The sequence below is a fragment of the Bradyrhizobium huanghuaihaiense genome, assembly GCF_007830635.1.
Taxonomy (GTDB): Bacteria; Pseudomonadota; Alphaproteobacteria; order Rhizobiales; family Xanthobacteraceae; genus Bradyrhizobium; species Bradyrhizobium huanghuaihaiense.
In genome coordinates this window covers 39284-58013 of record NZ_VLLA01000025.1, presented here as the reverse complement: position 1 = coordinate 58013, position 18730 = coordinate 39284, and the positions used below count along the sequence as shown (strand labels likewise).

Below are 18730 nucleotides of genomic sequence, written 5' to 3'. Positions count from 1 at the left end.
CCACCTATGGCTCCTTTTCAGACAAGAGATCTTCGAGGAAGGGAGCGTCGATCGCGTCTGCCAAATGCGACGCCACCCTCAGCACGCCCGCAGACGCAATTTCGACGAGCTCGAGCGCAAGCGGATCGTCAAAGCCTTCTAGAAGTTTCGCGCGGATCGCGATTGCCCTATCTTCGCTCGCCTTTGGCAAGGTCAACGGCAGCAGTACAGCCAGCCAATTGAACAAGTCCTGTTCGCCGGCTGTCTCTCCCACCGCTAGCACGCGCGCATGGCGAGCCAGTGCGGACAGCGTCGACGATTCCGGCCGCGGCCCAACGACAATAAGCGTCAACGGCCGACGCGAGCCCATCATATCGAGGGCGCGGCCAGCTCCCTCGACGACCTGCTGCAATCGCGCGGGTGTTTGGGCGAGTGAATCTCCGACCACGATAAGATCCGGGATCGGCGGTTCACCCACGAAGGCCGCAGCCGCGTCTATCTCAATTCCACCAATTTTCAAGGGCGTAGGGACGCGCTTGAAGTGCGCCGCTTCAAGCACGCTTGCGACGCGCTCGACGGGAATCGTCGTAGTCATACAGCGATCTCCGCTCGAAGATTCTTCAAAATCTCGTCAAGACTGTTGGAAGCGCCAGACAATCTGGACAAGCTGATCTCCCGCCGCCTCCTTCGCAAAGTCCGACCAGGTGGTGAGGTCGGGTGTCGGGCAGCACGCGCAGGCGCCTCATGGCTATGCAAGATAATAGTATCACTATCCTCTGCCGCGTATCCACCGGCAATCAGTCGGCTCGCCGATTGATTGTTTGCTGCGAAGAAGACTTCTGCAGAGCGCACCGCGCCGGCGAGCCGCAGCGCCCCACCCCCGGGATCGCTCAGGCCGCTCACCCTGCATTCCCAGAATCCCTCCGTCGCTGCGAGTGCCACGAGGGCAATCCCCAGTGCAAGCTCTTGAATCCCCGAACTGGAAAATCCGGGCTCGTGTAGCGATTTCGGGACGCTCGACATCGAGAGCGGACTATACAGCCCAGCGGCCGCATTGATTCGCCGGCCATCCCGAAAAAAGTTCATAGCGCGTCCCGCGAGCGAGAGCGCAGTCACCATGAACTGCTCGTACTGGTCCGGCAAGGCAGTTGCCGCAACCCCATTACGCAAGGTTCTCAACGCCGATCGCAACCGAGACTTCTCCGCGGCCGTCAACCCGGATGCTGATCCTTCAAGGAATGTTTCGAGCTTCGAGCAGACGACATGTAGCCAGAGGGCTGGCAGCAATGATCGACTGTAGGCCCGGAGCAAGGCCGACTTTTCGATTTCCTCGGACTTCGCAACATAGTCTGTCTTATAGAAATTCTGCAGAAGACTGAGCTGATCAGCCCCGACGGAATTTTCTGAAAGAACAACCGCGGGAGGATGAGTTGGGAACGATGCCGGCAGACTCTGCTGCGCGACGACAAAGATGTTTTGAATATTCGTGTCCTGCGCGGACAGCCCCAGCATCAATGTTGATTTTGAAATCGCAAGATCCAGGAGTTTGCCGGCTATGACCTTGTTTTCTGCCTTGTCAGCCCAGCCGTGGATCTGCGAGGCGCGACCAACGATGCGCTCTCGGTATCGCGCCTCGTCCTCGCCTCCGAGGACGGCGCAGCCATGAAATTTGTAGAACCTGGCCCTTGCGCTACTGTCCCTGACGTCCTCGGGTAAAATCCGGACCTGAAGCAACCCCACCGGAGAGCCTGCGATTGCGACAATTGCTTTTTCGATGAGCGCGTCCCAATTGGCGCTAGCAACATCAGATGCGACGCCCTCTGCAATTAAGGCTGCCAAACCGAAATGTTCCGGGCCAGGCGTAATTGAAGGGTCGCCGTAGCGTTCAACGACCTTTACCGCGTCCCAGACAAGATAGTCTGGCAATTCTCCCTGCGGATGCTGGTCTAGCATTCGTGAATAAGCGCCGGTCAAATTCTTCTTGATCCGGCCGAAGATCTTCCAGTCTGTTGCCGACTTGGCGTAGTCAATCTCCTTCCAATCCTCGGGCGAAAGGATCAAGTTAAGAATGCGGTCTAGGCTCCGGCGAAACTTGCAGGCGGCGTTCGTAGAATCAATCCGAATGCGCAAATGCTCGAGCACTTCACCAGCGACGCCCTCAAGACCGGGAAGCTTTCCAAGCGAGACGCCCGCACCGAGCCAAATCGCGTATTGATCATGCGCGATCCCGGCCGCAAACTCAGCGAAATCACCATCCAACAGAGCAAGGGTTTCGACGATCGTTATATCCAGGGCCGTCGGCACGGTCAGATATCCATGTCTCGTGGTCGAGCAAACGCGCATTCCATCATCACCGCTAGATCTCTCCCTCCCGTGCCTGCTTCGTTCATTCGACTACCGCATCAGCTTGGCAACTTACCTCCTTGTTAGCAAACCTTTTTGTCCTTTGAAACTGATCCGGAATTGGCTCCTTGTAACGGCCGACGATTCATCGAGACCTTCGAACCAAACCAGCCAGTGCCCGAGCAGCGCGGACGATAAAAGCGGATCGATCTGAGAACATTTACTCCGCCGAACAATCGTCAATATCTTCCAAAATTGTGCTGCTATTCAGAGAAGCGTCAGACGTCGACGCATTCGTTAATGTTCGGAAGCGACGATTGCCTGGTTCGAGACTCTGAACGCGAGCTTCCATGTTGAAAAGTGATTCGGTCAGGTCGGTATCTAGATTGTCATCAGCACTGCAGAGGCAGGGCCTGAACCGCCTTCGTATTTCACGCAGTCGTAATGAAAACTTGGTCAAATTTGGTCGGGGGACGATCGTAGGTGACTCGCCCGCCGCCCGGCACTGCGTCTCTTTGGCCGTCGCAGCGGTCCTGACTGATGAGGTTCAAGCACAAATTCGATGCGGGTCTATAGGTATGTCTTTCGGTACGGGAAAATGGGCGTTGAATTTCTGAGGTTCATACGTTTCTTGATCAGCTTCTCCGTCGGAGCACCATCCAACCGATGAGTGAACGACGAATACATCCAAGATCAACCAAGTCGGTCCGGCGCCATCAGGTGGATTGCAGTGTGCGAACCCGCGTGCGAACGAAAAGTGCACGTATCTGGTGCGGTTTCTGGTGCGGTCGTCGCGCTGAGGGCAGCGGAGAGCAAGCAAATTATTGATATTCTTGGTGGGCCCGGCAGGACTCGAACCTGCAACCAGACCGTTATGAGCGGCCGGCTCTAACCATTGAGCTACAGGCCCCGCCGCTGAAAGGCGACCGCGCGGCGGCGCCGGGATCGTCTACAGGTTGGCCGGCATTCCGGCAATCCCATATCGCTTCAAGCGAAATAGGGACTAGCTCGCAGTCGGCATTCAGCTTTGCAGGTCAAAGCTCGCGAGCCGCCGACCGGTCGAGGATCCTGATCCCGCGTTGCGTATTGTCGCCGTCGGACGCAGAATTCCTGAATCGAAAGCCCGAAAACAAAGAACTTCGACTTTGGCTCTACCGCGGCGAGCCGAAACAGTAGCGCGCGCTCAATCGGTCAGGGAACAGGCGCTCGTAGGCGGCAACACACGAGGTGCAACCCTGCGATGGCGCTTGAATTCGGCGTCCGGGAGCTCGTTTTTGTAGCGCATTCGTGTCCACGCGACTCTGAGTTGGTCGCTGCGTCGGTCCGTCGATGTGATGCAAACCAGATAGATGGGGCTTCTCAGTCACGGAGTTTATCGTTCCGCGCCATGAGGCATTCCCAACAGAAATTAATTATCTGGCGGCACGAATTGAAACAGGCATTCTTATTTTTCCTCCGCGGTTGACGCTGGTCGGCTACTCTACAATGTTGGAGTGCCATGACGCGTTCATGGCTACCGAAAATTGAGAAGAGTGCGATGCCGTTTTTGACCTTTCGGTGCACCTCTACACGAACCGCATGTGCCGCGTGATGACGTCAGTGCTTGAACGTGAGCTTCACCTTGGCTTGAACCTGCATGGCGCTGGGGGACATACCGCAGCGTGGCGGTGGCCCGGAAATTCTCCCGGCGCATTTTACGATATTGAGCATTACGTACGAGCCGCGAAGCACGCCGAGCGTGGAAAGCTCGACGCGGTTTTCCTCGCCGACACGCCAGCGCTCGATCCAGCAATCGACAAACACCCGCCGCTCAACGGCATCGAGCCGACGATTACACTTGCCAGCATTGCCCGAGAAACAAAATTTGTCGGCCTGATCGGCTCGGCATCCACCACCTACAACGAGCCATATAACCTCGCGCGCCGATTCCAGTCGCTTGACGTTGTCAGTGGCGGCCGTGCGGCCTGGAACGCAGTTACGACGTCCAATGTCTATACGGCCAGGAGCTTTGGCGGCGACGAGCTGTCACGTGATGACCGCTATCGCCGCGCCGAAGAATTTGTGGAGGCGGTGCGAACCCTTTGGCATGGCTGGGGAGAAGGCGCTATTATCCTGGATCAGGCCGCGGGGCGGTTTGGTGATCCGAGCAGGCTGCGGACGACGAGGCATGCCGGCGAGTTCTTCGACATCAGCGGGCCACTGACACATCCCGGCTCAAGACAGGGGCAGCCGGTTATTTTCCAGGCCGGCGGATCGGATCAAGGGCTTCAGTTCGCGGCCCGAAGCGCCGATGCCGTGTTCTCATCGACAGGCGATTTGGAAATCGCCCTGCGCGAGGCCGATCGCCTCAGGTCGTTTGCTTCTCAACATGGACGACGGGCGCCCCTTGTGCTGCCGGGTATCGTCACGTTCGTCGGCGGAACCGAAGAGGAAGCAATCAAGCGCAAGGCGGAGCTTGACGATCTAATCAACTTTGACGTTGCCCTTGATGCGCTGGCCAGTCGTTTCGGCTTTCCTGCCGAAAGGCTGAAGATCAACGAGCCAATCGACCTCAGCTTACTGCCGGGACATGCGGACGCTGCTTTTTCCATTGGCCAGCATCGCACTGTGGAAGCTCTCGTGCGCTCCGGCAAAACAGTCCGCCAGATCATCGTAGAGGCGCCTGCTTACGGGCACCGAGTGCTGGTCGGATCGCCGGAACAGATTGCCGCATGCTTCGAAGAGTGGTTCCGGGCTGGCGCAATCGACGGGTTCAACGTCATACCTGATGTTCTGTCCGACGGTACGCCTGCGTTCGTCGATCACGTTGTTCCCGTTCTTCAGCGGCGCGGCTTGTTCCGCTCGGATTATCGCGGCGAAACGCTGCGCGAGCACCTCGGCATCCCACTGCAGGGCGAGCGCACCGACCAGGTCTCCGCCGCCTGAGTGCTTCTCCTTTATCACATTCGGAGCTTATCATGTCCAAGCCGGCTGCCGCTCATGCGGCGTTTCTTCTCAAAAGTCTGAATCGTCGTGTGAAGTCTCGCGCCGCAGTCATCGCCATCGCGATGTCTGGCCTTTCGATTGCGGATCCGGTGCACGCGGAGGGCGCTTCGGCTGGCAAGCCGCAATCGGGTGGGACTATCCGGTACGGACACTTCCAGGAGCCGCCGTGCCTCTATGGTGGTTGGGTGCAGCAGTGGTACCTTCAGCGTCAATTCAGCGACAATCTGGTCGCCAGGGCTGAAGACGGAAGGATCCTGCCTTGGCTTGCGACCGCCTGGACCATCTCGGATGACCGCAAAACTTACACCTTCCAGATCAAGCCCGATGTCAAATTCACGGACGGGACGTCTCTGGACGCCCAGGCGGTCGTCGATAATATCAATGGATGGCTGAGCGACAGTCCGGAGCTCGAGAACCCCACAGCCGGTCCTTATCTCAGGGGCATCTTCGAGTCCGCGGCGGTTGCCGACCCGCTGACGTTCAAAATCACGTTGAAGACGCCGTTCGAGCCGCTGCTGAATGTCTTTGCGCAGTCCTCGCAAGGCATCTTGTCGCCGACGGCGCTTAAGCGTGGCAAGGCCGTGAACTGCGAAAGCCCAGTTGGTTCGGGTCCGTTCATCGTAGAGAAATGGAACCGCGGCAGGAACGTCATATTCCGTCGAAACCCAAACTATAATTCGGCGCCGGCCACTGCCAAGCATCAAGGCCCAGCCTATGTCGAAGGAATTGAGTGGCGTTTTCTCGCTGACCCCACGATACGCTACGGCTCACTTCTGACCGGCGAATCCGACGTTGTCTATCATATCCCTGCCGTCAACTGGCAGGATGCCAATTCCCGGTTCAAGATCGTGCGCCACCTCACGGGTGGAACGCCGCTTCGGCTTGCGTTGTTCTCCGAGAGACCGCCGTTCGACGACGTGCGTGTCCGGCAGGCTTTTGCTTACGCCTCGGACCGACGTGCTGCCGTGCAAGCGGCGTTTCTTGGCTCACTGCCCTATGAGGGCAATTTCGCTTTGAGCCAAAGCTCGCCGGAATATGTCAGCGAGCTCTCAAAATCCTATTCCTATGACATCGAGAAGGCGAACAAGCTGCTCGATGAGGCTGGCTGGGCGGAGCGCGATGCAAACGGCATTCGCAGCAAGAACGGCAAAGCGCTGATCATACGCATCACCTACACCAATGCCTTTTCGCCTCCCGACGGCGATCAGGTCCTGCAGATCATCCAGCAGCAAGCGAAGGCCGCAGGGTTCGACGTGCGGCTCCAGCCGACCAACCAGGCTGATTTCTGGGCAGGAAAGAATCTTGGTCCAAATGACTATGAGGTCGTTCCACTGTATTGGGTTGCGCCTGGCGCCGAGATCTATCGTATTTCGTACAAGCCTGACCTGAATGGTGTCCGCAATCCCTTCAATCCATCCCGCTATCAGGATCTGCCCCTGTGGGACATCATTCAGAAGGCTGAACAGGCTGGTGACAAGGCGCAACGCACCGCGCTTTATCAGCAGGCGGAACGGCGGATTATCGAGAACGCGCCGTCCCTGAGCTACACGGTTTTGGACGTCACCCTCGCTTTAGCCGATAATGTGAAAGACATCTGGCTCGACAGCGGGTCGGTGGGCGAGCCCGTTTTCTCGGACGCATATTTCACCGACAAGAAATGAATGCGGTGAAGACGATAGGCCATCAAAGCCTTTGGCTAGCGCGCCGGCTCTTGTCCGGCCTGATCGTGGTTTGGGCCGCGGCGACATTCACCTTCTTTGTGCAGTTTCTGATGCCCGGGGAACGCGCCCAGATCATCTTCAATGCAAATAGCGGAAACGTGGGAGAGATTCCTCGGGACCAGCTACTCGCCATCAATGCCAAATATGGCTTCGATCAACCCGTCTTCGTGCAATACGGAAAGTATGTAAGGGATGTGATGCACGGAGACCTTGGGCAGTCCTACGTCCAATATCAACCTGTCACAGACCTGATTGCGCGCCAGATCGGACCAACGATTGCGCTCGCTTTTGCCGCCATGTTGACCGCCTGGATCATCACCATCACGACCACGGTTCTTTTCGCCGGGCGTAACAACATATGGTCCAAGGCGCTAGGCGGGTTTCAGGTCTTCCTGGCAACCCTGCCGCCCTATTGGCTGGCGACAATCCTGCTGGTCGTTTTCGCGATCCAGCTTCGCTTGTTTCCTGTCGTGGGCGGCAACACCCTCATGGGCCTCGTTCTGCCTACGATGGCCCTGGCCTTGGAAATCTACGGCTTCCTTGGTCAAGCGGTCTTGAGCGGATTCACGCGGGTTCTTGATCAGCCTTTCATCACCTCATCGAGAATGCGCGGCACAGGTGATCTCAGCCTCCGTCTACGTCACGCTTTGCGCCATGCGGCCTTGCCGGGGATCACCCTTTCCGGCTGGATCATAGGCAAGCTGCTGTCGGGCGCCGTATTGATTGAAGCGGTCTTCGGCCGTCAGGGGCTCGGCGGCGTCCTTGTCGCAGCATCGTCCACACGCGATGTCCCGGTCGTGTCAGGGGTGATCCTGGTTTCAGCTGCGCTGTTTGTCGCCGCCAGCTTGATCGTGGATCTCACGATACAACTCGTCGACCCGAGGATGAAAGAGGCATGAGTTTCGCCAATGGCTCCCCGGGACATACAAAAGCGTTCATCACTGCAAGAGTGCTGACGGGCGCCCGTATGTTTCCGGTTCCGGTCTATATCGCGACTGTCTTCACGGCCTTCTTCCTCATCGCGGCGATTGCGCCGAAACTGCTTCAGACGCATGATCCGTTGGCGCTGAGCTTGATGTCACCTCTCAGGGCCCCTTCATTGACGCATTGGCTGGGGACGGACCAGTCCGGACGGGATCTCTATTCCCGCATCGTGGCGGGGACAGGTCAGTCTCTCTCCATTGGGCTGGGTGCGACTGCGCTCAGCCTTGCCATCGCGCTCATACTCGGCGTGACGGCGGGCCTGTCTGGCGGCTGGATCGACAACGTGCTCAGCCGGCTCTTCGACGCCCTGTTCGCTCTCCCCACTCTGTTCCTTGCGCTTCTCTTCGTTTCGTTGTTGGGCACCTCGGTCTCGACACTGATTATCGCGGTCGGCCTTGGAACATCGCCAGGATATGCACGCATGGTGAGGGTGCAGGTTCTGAGGGTCAAAGCTACTGGTTATGTTGAGGCGGCAAAGGCGTTAGGCCACTCGCCCAGGGGCATCCTGTTCAAGCATATCCTCCCCAACGCAATCAGCCCGCTTGCGACAATGTTCACGCTCGGTATCGGGCAAGCCATCATTTGGGCATCCGGCCTTTCGTTTCTCGGCTTGGGAGTTGCGCCCCCGTCATCGGAATGGGGCGCACTGCTCAATGCCGGGCGCAACTACGTAATCTATGCATGGTGGCTCGAGGTCATGCCCGGGATCGCCATCGCTACCTTCGCGCTCTCAGTGACTGTCATCGGCCAGTACGTGCAGCAACGCCTGGAAGGAAGGATCGAGCTTCCATGAACGTGACCTATCCCGCAGCTTCCTTCCGGCAAAATGCCACAAAGCCCCCGGCTAGCGACCCGTTGCTCACCGTACAAAACCTCAACGTTTCCTTCGGGCCGGCGCATTCGCGGCGAGCTGTGGTCAAGGGGGTCTCTTTCAGGGTTGAGGAAGGCCGGTGCGTCGCGATCGTCGGTGAATCGGGATCAGGCAAAAGCGTTACGGCCCGGACGCTGGTTGGTCTGACCGGGGCGCGATCTCATGTCCAAGCTGACCGCCTGACTTTTCAGGGGAAGAATATCGATCGACTCGGTGACAGGGAATGGAGAGCCTTGCGCGGCAAGCGCATTGGCTTTGTGTTACAGGACGCGCTGGTGTCGCTCGATCCGCTGAGACCGGTTGGCAAGGAGATCGGTGAAGCACTAAGTGTTCACCGTGCAATCAGGACACGCGCAGACTTGACGGAACGGGTAGTTGAGCTTCTGAATCTCGTGGGCGTGCCCGAGCCGGCGGTCAAGGCGCGGCAGCTTCCACATGAGCTTTCAGGCGGGCAACGGCAAAGAGCCTTGATTGCGACGGCAATCGCACTCGATCCAGCTCTTTTGATCGCAGATGAGCCCACGACGGCGCTGGACGTTACGATCCAGGCGCAAATCCTGGATCTGCTCAGCGAAACCCGCCAACGCGGCAAGGCCATGATTCTCATCAGCCACAATCTTGCCGTGGTATCGCAGATGGCCGACGAGGTTATTGTGATGCGACACGGCGAAATCGTCGAGCATGGCTCATCAGAACAGATTTTTGGTGACCCGAGACATGATTACACGCGGGGCCTCCTCAAGGCGATCCCATCCGTCCGGTCACGCGGGAGCCGTCTTTCGTCCTCGACGGCGCCGCGCTTCATCTCGGCTGAAGGAGAGACCAGAGCGCTGACCCAGTCGAATATGGCACAGCGTTGTAGTCCCCTGCTTGAGGCGGAACGGCTCGTCAAGCGCTTTCGCGGACCGGATGGCAAGCTGCGTACCGTCGTCAATGACGTCTCGTTTCGCCTCGGCCATGGAGAGACGCTAGGCATCGTCGGCGAGTCAGGGTCTGGGAAGACGACCGTGGCACGCATGGCGCTCGCGCTCGAAAGGCCGGACCAAGGAGAGGTGACACTCGAGGGTTCGCCGTGGACTGCAGCGACTGAGAAAGAGCGCCGCCAGCGGCGATCGGATATCTCGGTCATCTACCAGGACCCACTAAGTTCATTCGATCCGCGTTGGACCATCGAGCGTGTCATTGATGATGCCTTGGCCAGACGTAGCGGAAATCCCCTCGACAGAGCCAGTCGACAATCGGAGGTCAGCGAGCTGCTTGATCTCGTGGGTCTGTCACCAAACTTCAGGACCGGGCGTCCACTGGAACTGTCGGGCGGTCAACGCCAACGGGTTGCGATCGCGCGCGCAATTGCTCCGCGCCCCAAGATCATCGTGTGTGACGAGCCGGTCGCGGCACTTGACGTATCCATTCAGGCGCAAATTCTCGATCTGCTTGGAGATCTCAAGTCGCATTTGCGTGTCAGCTATCTATTCATCTCGCATGATCTCGGCGTCGTGCACCACCTCAGCGACCGCGTTCTTGTCATGCACCATGGCGTGGCCGTCGAAGCCGGTGGAGCGGACGACGTATTTTTACGGCCTTGGCAACCCTATACGAGGAAGCTGGTCGCGGCCGTTCCACAATTGCACTTCCAGGCGGCATAAATTTCAGAGGCCAGCCGCACATGTCGGCTCAGCGGGAGGGTGACTGCGCGGGCCAGTGCTGTGGAAGGCAGGAATGTCGGGCCGTGTCCATGCAGCATCCGCGCTGGCTGAAACCCCGTCCCCCTGTTCGGACCATGCAAATGCCCGTCCTCGAAGGGCTCCACTGCGAGACGTCAATCCACAAGATGCGACGACCGATCAGCGCACCGGGTCAGGTGGGTCTGGCGTCGTTTGGGCGACTCACGTTACCCATCATTCCCGACCACATCACTGCACAATGGGAATGAAATGTTTGCAGCAACCCGTGAACTGCCGGCCTCTGGTTACGCACTTGAAGTGGATGGCCGACTCAAGGCCGAATTTGCAACCAGAGACGGCGCCAGGGCAGGCGGAGAAGAACTCAAGAAGCGCTTTCCCATGCTTCAGATCAGGATCTATGACGCGCAGACGCAAGCGCGCGAGGACATCTAGATCCGCGGACTGGCGGATTTTTCCGATTCGCGTGTGCGGCTTCCGCCGCACCGGGCTCTCGTGGACCGAGCTGCCTTGCGTCTCGGCCGCCGTGCGGCGTCGATCCCTCGCGCTAGGAGATGCGGAGCTCCCCGCCGGGGGCACTCGGGAAAGGGGCTCGCCTCTCGGCGATCGCTATCACTGCCCCGTTCCCGGGTGCCGCTATTGAACCGGTCTCGTCGCTGCACTCGGACCCGCGTGCCCCTTCGGGTCGCTATGCTCACGCTCTCCGGGTGCCATTTTGCCTTGAGGCGATGCGCCCTTGGCGCACGCCTGGTAGGTTTGGGCCCCAAGGCACCTAAAGGCCAAGTCCCGAAGAATGAAATAGAAGGCCGAGCGCGTCGCAGATTTTGCATTCTGTCATCTGTGTGCGTGCAGCGCGCTCGCTAACCGAACCACGCGGCCGCTTGGTCAAGTGGCGTCGCTTCCGTCCGAAGAGGCTGAGAATAAGAGTTTTGGCCGGGTTTGCCGTGACGGGTCACAGGCCGCGAGAGAGGCTCGCGGCGCCCGCCGCGGAGATCCGCGATGCCCAGACACTATCTTCGGGCGTGCACTGGCGAGGACCAGACAAGCCTTTAAGGCAAAATCACCACAAAATTATCGGCGAGCTTGAAGCCGGCCACGTGCCGTGGGTGCAGTCTTGGGGGAGCCCAGAGGCGACGGCGTGCTTGGCCATGCCGAGAAGCGCCACGACTGGCCGTCAACATAGCGGCCTCAGGGAGCAAGGCTCATCGGCGGGTACCACAGCCAGGTCGCTTTTGGCCAGTCGCGCGTTCTGCTGGACTGGACGAGGCTGATCATGCCGAACGGACGTTCAATCGTCTTGGAGCGGCAGCCCGGCAAGGATGCAGCAGGCTATTCTGAACACAGCAGACTGTTCGAACCCATCGGAACCGCGGCATTGATACCGCACATGCTGGCTGGCGCAGTCGAAAACGGTCGGTGCGAGTACGAAGTGGTCAACGCAGAGCCGGTCGGGCCCGGGAAACCCCTGGCGTTGATTCGGAAAGCTCAAGCTGAGCAAGCGTCAAGATGAGCGGTGGCCAACGGGCCCGCGCGGAGCGCAGACCTGTTGACAGGGGCTATGGAGCCCCAGTTTGCCTTCGCCTTCACATTCGAAGGAACGAGCACACCGTCGACGCGAGGTGAAATTGCCTCCTGGTCGGAACTACCCGAGAGAGACAAGGTCGCGATTGGCGCCCTCAGTGCCGCGCAAAGAGCTCGCCGAGCGTTGCCTTGCGTCGACCAGGGAATCCTACGCGCTATTCATGCAAATCCTCGGAAAGAACGCGTTTTTCCAGCGTGATTGTCTGATAGTTCACCACCTTATCTCTCAGTCGTTGCCTGTCCCGCGCCATCGCGGCTGCTCTTTCAGGTGACGTCGCCCACTTGCGCGCCTCAGCAGGCCGGCCACTTGCAAGCGGACCAGCAGCCGTTATCGCGCGCCGTTGGAGTGCCTTGTGCGTTCAGGCCATCATCCCTGCCTACGCCGGCTGCCCTTAGACTTTGATCGCGGGGGCGACATATCAACCGGTGCAGCCGCAGCGCAGCCTCCTCAGACCGTTTCGCGAAGAGATGCTCTGGCGCGTGGGACCTTCGAAAGATAAACCGAGGCGAGGCCGTGAAGTCTCCGCTAGCCCTGCGGGACCAATTCTCTGCCATTCTAGACCGGATAGGTGCATCATGAACGCAGTGACGGTGGGCTTTGGGGCGCAGACCGCGACCACGACGCTGCAAAGGTTTGTCCGCTTTGTGCGCGGCTCCGGTAGCCTGAGCGTGGCCGACAAAGTCTATTCCATCGCCGGATTTTTGACGATCGTCACAATGTTTCTGTTGGTGATGTCGGTCCAATGCGTGCGCCTGCAGACGAACTATCGGCACATGCAGATCGATTCGGCGTCGGCTGCCGTCAATATCGGGCGCGTCAACGCCCTGATCTACGCGATCGTGATGGAGTCGCGCGGGATCTACATGTCCACCGAACCGGCGAAAGTAAAGCAATTCGCGGACGAGTTGGTCAAGTGCAGCGGCGAGCTCACGGCGGTGATGATGCGCTGGGGGCAGACTGTCCATCCCGACGATCTCGAGCAATTCGAGGCGTTCAAACAGCGAGTGATGCAGTTCATCGACTTTCGGCTGGAACTGGTGCGGCGGGGGCTCGAGATCAGTCCGGCCGCGGCTCGTGAATGGGACGATAACCAGGCCAATCGCACCGTGCGCAGCAAGCTCAATGCTGACCTCGAGGCACTGCAGCGATCCTACGATAAGCGAGCCCGCGAAGCCGACCAGCTTGCTGACGAGAACCGCTATGCGGCCTGGTACCTGTTCATGCTTGGACTCGCGGCGCTGGTCCTTGCCGCGATCAACGTCCTCGTCATGCGCGACTCCGTGGTCGGGCGGCTCTCCGATATCGCGCAAGCAACCGACCGGATCGCCGCAGGAGACATCAAGAGCGAGGTGCCGCATCTGATGCGGCACGACGAGATCGGGCATCTGGCCCAACATGCAGCACTTCCGTGATGCCATGCAAAAGATTCCAGAGCTGGAGCAGCTCGAGTTCAACACGGCGCAGCAACGCGACGCCGCTATAACCCAGCGCGACCAGTTCAACGACAAGTACCAGGCCAAGAAGTGGCAGTTATCGGCGGCGATCAACAGCATGCCGCAAGGCCTCATCATGCTTGACGGCAGGGCCAATGTCGTCGCGATGAACAATAACTATCGGCGGATCTACAATCTGCCAGAGACGATCAGGGCTGGCTCTACGCTGGAGAAAATCCTGCAGCATCGTATCAAGAGCGGGCTCTTCAGCGACGACATCGCGAAACATCTCGCGGCGATTGTCGATCGAATCGCCCGGCGCGAGCCGACCGCCTATGAGATCGCGCTAAATGACGGCCGCACCATCAATATCTACGAGCGTCCGATGGATGGCGGCGGGTGGGTGTCCGTGCATGAGGACGTCACCGACCTGCGACATGGCCAGCGGATGTTGGAGAGGACTGAGCGTCTGCTGGCCACCATTGTCGAGAACGTTCACGAAGGCATCATCGCCAAGGACGCGCGCACCTTGCGTTACCTCTTCGTCAACAAGGCGGCGGAGAAGATGATCGGCATGTCGCGGGCCGAAATCGTCGGCAGGACCGCGCGCGAATTGTTCTCCCCGGAGGCGGCCGACTTGATCGAACGGCGCGACCGGCAGTTGCTTGCCCAGAAGCAACAGTTCGAACCCATTGTCGATACTATCGACAGCCCCGTTCGCGGACGGCGTGTGATCTGTGCGCGACGGCTGCAGATTGGCGGCGCCGGAGAGCAGCCGCACACCTTCGTGACTATGGTCGAGATGGGAGCGGATCGCGAACGTCAATAGGGCGATCACACGTCGCCCCTCCTGAGTCGACCGCGCCGGAACTGGACTCGCGGGTACAGTGGGATGCTGCTACCCCGAGGAGGTATCCGGCGAAAAACGCCGGCATTGTATGCATCTGCGCAGGATTTTGTCTCTCCAGCGCTGCTCATTGCATCATTCGAGATCAAAACCTGGCTACAGTCGCCGATTAATCGGGCGACGCAACGCGATCGAGCGTATCGCTTCGCCACGAGGGCGCACAAAGAGCCGAGCTCGTGCGCCCGGTGCCCGAAAATGCAGCCACATTTAGCAGAAACGGTGCCGCTCTTTACGTGCGGGCACGATGTTGCCGCACGAGCGTCCGCCAAAGGAGGCGAAAATGCAGAATAGCTCTCATAGCTCCGAAAACCGAGGGTGCTGTGCGGTGTGTGGTGGAAGGTTCGGGCTGATCCGCCATTACTGGTGGCGAACGGCCCTTTGCTCCAGGAAATGCGTCGATCGCTTCAACGCCCGGCGGGAGGCAGACCAGAAGTGGCTGCGCCGGCTGTTGGCGGCTCCTGCAGAATGCGAGACAAGCCCGAACGGAGCGCATTGCGTGCCATGCACACAGCAACCAGTTGCTTAACTGCAGGAAGCTGCGGTGGACTTCCGAAATGAACGACTAAAGTCCATCAGCGATGCGAGAGTTGCAGGGGCTCCGGCTCATGCCTGCGTTTCTTCGGATAAACGATGCAGCCCTGCATTGTGTGGTTGAGCTGACCGAGCATCTCGCGCTAGGCTTTGGAGCTCCTCGCCGGGGGCACTCGGGAAAGGGGCTCGCCTGCGGCGATCGCTATCACTGCCCCGTTCCCGGGTGCCGCTATTGAACCGGTCTCGTCGCCGCACTCGGTCTCGCGTGCCGCCTTCGGCGTCGCTATGCTCACGCTCCTGCGGGTGCCATCTCTCGAAGGCGATGCGCCCCTGGCGCACGCCTGATCAGGCCTGCAGCCTGGCAGATTGCGAAGAGTCTGAGAGTAAGAGTGCAGGCTGGGTTTTCGTGACGGGTTAGAAGCTGCGAGAGAGGCTCGCGGCGCCCGTCGCGGAGAACCGCGATGTCAAATCCTACTGTTCGCGCGCGCGCCGGCCAGGACCGGGCGAACCTCTATAACGAAATTACCGACAAGATCATTGTCGAGCTTGAGGCCGGACGCGTCCCCTGGGTTCAGCCGTGGGGTACGGCCGCGGCGAAAGCGCCGTTGGCCATCCCGAAAAATGCTTCGACCGATCGGTCCTACAGCGGGATCAACGTCCTTCTGCTCTGGGGAAGCACGATCGAGCATGGTTACAGCGGTCAAAGCTGGCTCACGTTTCGGCAGGCGCTGTCGCTTGGAGGCTATGTGCGCAAGGGGGAGCGTGGCACCGCGGTGGTCTACGCCGACCGTTTCGTGCCGCGCGATGAGAAACAGCGCGCCGCCGAGACCGGCGACGAAGCGCAGGCCATTCCATTTCTCAAGCGATTTACCGTTTTCAACACGGACCAATGCGACGGACTCCCCGGCGAGATCGCGACCGCGGCTCCGCCACCGCCGCCAGGTCTGATCGAGCCTACCGTGGAAACTTTGATCAGGGCCACCGGGATCACATTTCGGATTGGTGGCGATCGCGCATTCTACGCGCCGGCCGAAGACTTCGTGCAGGTCCCGCCGCCGCAGGCCTATTTCGAGCCGATCAATTGGCACCGCACCGCGCTGCATGAACTCGGCCACGCGACCGGACATCGCTCGCGCCTCAACCGCGATCTTAGCGGATCCTATGGCACCAAGAAATATGCCTTCGAAGAACTGGTCGCCGAGTTGAGCTCCGCGTTCAGCTGCGCGTCGCTCGGGATCGTCCCGACCGTGCGCCATGCCGACTATATTGGCTCCTGGCTCGAAGTCCTGCGCGAAGACAATCGGGCTATCGTGCGTGCCGCCTCACAGGCGAGCAAGGCCGCGGACTATTTGCTCGGCTTCATTCCCGAGCCCATTGAGCACGCGTCGCTGGATTCGGCTGTTGCCGATCACGAGACGGCTTGATGCTTGGCCTCCTGTCGCCGCGCAAGAGTGAGAGGAGGGGGCGCTATTCGCGACGGGTTGGAAGCCGAGAGAGAGTCTCACGGCCGCCCGTCGTGGAGAGCCAAAATGACGAAAGCCGTACAAAAGATCACGCTGTCGCCTTCAAGGGACATCCCCTTCAACAAGCTCGTGCTCAGCCAATCGAACGTTCGCCGCGTCAAGGCCGGCGTTTCGATCGAGCAGCTAGCCGAGAGCATCGCGCAGCGTACGCTTCTGCAAAGTCTAAGTGTCCGGGCCGTCGTTGATCCTGATGGCAACGAGACCGGCATGTTCGAGGTACCAGCGGGAGGCAGGCGCTATCGCGCTCTCGAGCTCCTGGTGAAACAAAAGCGGATGTCGAGGACGCAGGCGGTGCCGTGCGTCGTTCGCGAAGGGGGCCTTGCCGAGGACGATTCGATGGCGGAGAACGATGAGCGGGTCGGCCTGCATCCGCTTGATCAGTTTCGGGCCTTCCAGACGCTCCGCGATCTCGGCATGAGCGAGGAAGACATTGCCGCGCGCCATTTCGTGAACCCTGCGATCGTCAAGCAGCGCCTGCGCCTGGCGTCGGTCTCGCCGAAGTTGCATGACGTCTATGCCGAAGACGGCATGACGCTCGAGCAGCTCATGGCGTTCTCAGTTACTGCGGATCACGCCCGCCAGGAGCAAGTCTGGGAGAACCTCAGCCGTTCCGGTTATGACGAGCCATACCAGATCCGCCGCATGCTCACCGAGAACACAGTGCGCGGGTCCGATCGCCGGGCGCAATTCGTGGGCCTCGACGCCTATCAGCAGGCGGGTGGCGGCGTTCTGCGGGATCTGTTCGAGCACGACGACGGCGGTTGGCTTCAGGATATCGTGTTGCTCGACCGCCTCGTGATCGAAAACTCAAAGCCGAAGCTGAGACGATTGCTGCCGAGGGCTGGAAGTGGATCTCAGTCGCCGTAGAGTTCTCCTACGGTCACACACAAGGCCTCCGGAAAATCGAAGGAAAATCTGTCGATCTCTCGCCTGGGGAGCGGGCCACCATCGATGCCCTGAACACCGAGCAAGCCAAGCTTGAAACCGAATACCAGGATGCCGACGAATTGCCCGAAGAAGTCGATCAGCGCCTCGGCGAAATCGAGTCGGCGCTGGCGGCGTTCGAGAACCGGCCGATGCTTTACGATCCGGCGGAGATCGCCCGGGCTGGTGTCTTCATCAGCATCGATTCCGAAGGACGGCTCTGCGTGTATCGTGGTTACGTCCGGCCTGAGGACGAAGTGCCGGCAACCGATCCTGATATCGCGCAGGCCGCCGATCCGTCGTCGAACGAAGGGAAGGAGCCCAGCACTTCAGTCCAGCGCACGGTCATCGCAGTCGCGGGTAGTGCGCCTGATGCCGAAGAAGAAGATGACGACGCGGCCAGGCCTCTGCCGGATCGGTTGATCACCGAGCTGACGGCGCATCGCACGTTGGCATTGCGCGACGCGCTGGCAGAAAATCCTGCGATCGCGTTCCAGCGGTGCTGCACAACTTCGTGCTGACGGCCTTTTACCGGTTCGCGTCATCCGGAAGCTGTCTAGAGATCGGCCTTCGCACGCCGAACTTTCCTGCCCAAGCTCCGGGGCTGAGGGAAAGCGCCTCCGCCAAGGCTGTCGAGGCGCGGCACGAGGCCTGGAAGGCGCGGTTGCCGAAGAGGGAGAACGATCTTTGGGATGCGCTAACGGCTCTCGATGGTGGTGCACAAGCATCGCTGTTCGCCCACTGTGCATCTTTTGCGGTCAATGCCGTCTATGAGCCGGCCAATCGCTACAATCAGGCTCGCGTCTCAGCACACGGCGTCCGCACGCGTCTCGACCGCGCTGATGTGCTGGCGCGGGCGGTCGGGCTAGACATGGTGCAGGCAGGGTGGAAGCCCTCCGTCGACAACTATCTCGGCCGGGTCACCAAGCCGCGCATTCTGGAGGCCGTACGGGAGGCTAAGGGCGAGTCGTCGGCTCAACTGATCGACCATCTTAAGAAGGCCGACATGGCCAAGGAGGCCGAGCGCCTTCTGGATGGCTCAGGCTGGTTGCCGGAGCCGCTGCGTCTCGTCGATCCCGATGCAGCGCCAGTGGGGCAGGAGGGCGAAGCGGGCCGGCTGCCCGAATTCCTCGCCGACGATGAGGATCAGGAAAACGCCAGCGACGATGATCCGCACAGCTCGACGCGGCTGAATGAAATTAAGGAGCGGGATGGCACGGCCGTCCCGCAGTAGCGCGGGGGACCGGCGTGCGGCGCCGGTCCCT

The 18730-nt window shown here is 59.9% G+C and carries 11 protein-coding genes, 1 tRNA gene and 3 pseudogenes; 12 read left to right on the top strand and 3 right to left on the bottom strand.

Annotation, left to right across the window (positions count from 1 at the left end; translation table 11 throughout):
- Window positions 1–4: 4 nt before the first annotated feature.
- The 3 genes from IQ16_RS35745 to IQ16_RS35730 all read right to left on the bottom strand — a co-directional run bounded on the left by IQ16_RS35745 (window position 5) and on the right by IQ16_RS35730 (window position 3232).
- Window positions 5–574, bottom strand: a complete 570-nt coding sequence (locus IQ16_RS35745; protein ID WP_011084410.1) for a hypothetical protein — start codon at window positions 572–574, stop codon at window positions 5–7.
- Window positions 571–2283, bottom strand: coding sequence for an SIR2 family protein (locus IQ16_RS35740; protein ID WP_014498099.1), 1713 nt, complete (start codon window positions 2281–2283; stop codon window positions 571–573). Before IQ16_RS35740 ends, IQ16_RS35745 begins: the two co-directional genes overlap by 4 nt.
- An 873-nt stretch (window positions 2284–3156) precedes the next feature.
- A tRNA-Ile gene (locus IQ16_RS35730) sits at window positions 3157–3232 on the bottom strand.
- Between the two features lie 680 nt (window positions 3233–3912).
- Here IQ16_RS35730 and IQ16_RS35725 point away from each other — a divergent pair.
- The 12 genes and pseudogenes from IQ16_RS35725 to IQ16_RS35665 all read left to right on the top strand — a co-directional run bounded on the left by IQ16_RS35725 (window position 3913) and on the right by IQ16_RS35665 (window position 18662).
- Window positions 3913–5247 carry an NtaA/DmoA family FMN-dependent monooxygenase gene (locus IQ16_RS35725; RefSeq protein WP_038968054.1) on the top strand — a complete coding sequence of 445 codons (1335 nt, stop codon included), beginning with the start codon at window positions 3913–3915 and terminating at the stop codon, window positions 5245–5247.
- Window positions 5248–5279: 32 nt separating this feature from the next.
- A complete protein-coding gene (locus tag IQ16_RS35720; RefSeq protein ID WP_011084417.1) occupies window positions 5280–6968 on the top strand; it encodes an ABC transporter substrate-binding protein in 1689 nt (562 codons plus the stop codon).
- Window positions 6965–7927, top strand: coding sequence for an ABC transporter permease (locus IQ16_RS35715; RefSeq protein ID WP_011084418.1), 963 nt, complete (start codon window positions 6965–6967; stop codon window positions 7925–7927). The genes IQ16_RS35720 and IQ16_RS35715 overlap by 4 nt, the downstream gene beginning before the upstream one ends.
- Window positions 7924–8805 carry an ABC transporter permease gene (locus tag IQ16_RS35710; RefSeq protein WP_011084419.1) on the top strand — a complete coding sequence of 294 codons (882 nt, stop codon included), beginning with the start codon at window positions 7924–7926 and terminating at the stop codon, window positions 8803–8805. Before IQ16_RS35715 ends, IQ16_RS35710 begins: the two co-directional genes overlap by 4 nt.
- Window positions 8802–10529, top strand: a complete 1728-nt coding sequence (locus tag IQ16_RS35705; protein WP_014498066.1) for a dipeptide ABC transporter ATP-binding protein — start codon at window positions 8802–8804, stop codon at window positions 10527–10529. The genes IQ16_RS35710 and IQ16_RS35705 overlap by 4 nt, the downstream gene beginning before the upstream one ends.
- A gap of 288 nt (window positions 10530–10817) precedes the next feature.
- Window positions 10818–11000 carry a hypothetical protein gene (locus tag IQ16_RS46005; RefSeq protein WP_014498065.1) on the top strand — a complete coding sequence of 61 codons (183 nt, stop codon included), beginning with the start codon at window positions 10818–10820 and terminating at the stop codon, window positions 10998–11000.
- 407 nt (window positions 11001–11407) lie between these two features.
- A pseudogene (locus IQ16_RS47815) lies at window positions 11408–11701 on the top strand (hypothetical protein); the annotation flags it as partial.
- A gap of 50 nt (window positions 11702–11751) precedes the next feature.
- Window positions 11752–11901, top strand: a pseudogene (locus tag IQ16_RS46360) (TrbI/VirB10 family protein); the annotation flags it as partial.
- Window positions 11902–12722: 821 nt separating this feature from the next.
- Window positions 12723–13559, top strand: a complete 837-nt coding sequence (locus IQ16_RS35685) for a HAMP domain-containing protein (protein ID WP_014498064.1) — start codon at window positions 12723–12725, stop codon at window positions 13557–13559.
- On the top strand, window positions 13543–14409 hold the full coding sequence (locus tag IQ16_RS35680) for a PAS-domain containing protein (protein WP_028175396.1): 867 nt from the start codon (window positions 13543–13545) through the stop codon (window positions 14407–14409). The genes IQ16_RS35685 and IQ16_RS35680 overlap by 17 nt, the downstream gene beginning before the upstream one ends.
- 1070 nt (window positions 14410–15479) lie before the next feature.
- Complete coding sequence (locus IQ16_RS35670) at window positions 15480–16442, top strand: ArdC family protein (RefSeq protein WP_014498063.1); 963 nt, start codon at window positions 15480–15482, stop codon at window positions 16440–16442.
- A gap of 105 nt (window positions 16443–16547) precedes the next feature.
- A pseudogene (locus IQ16_RS35665) lies at window positions 16548–18662 on the top strand (ParB/RepB/Spo0J family partition protein).
- The last annotated feature ends 68 nt before the right edge of the window (window positions 18663–18730 follow it).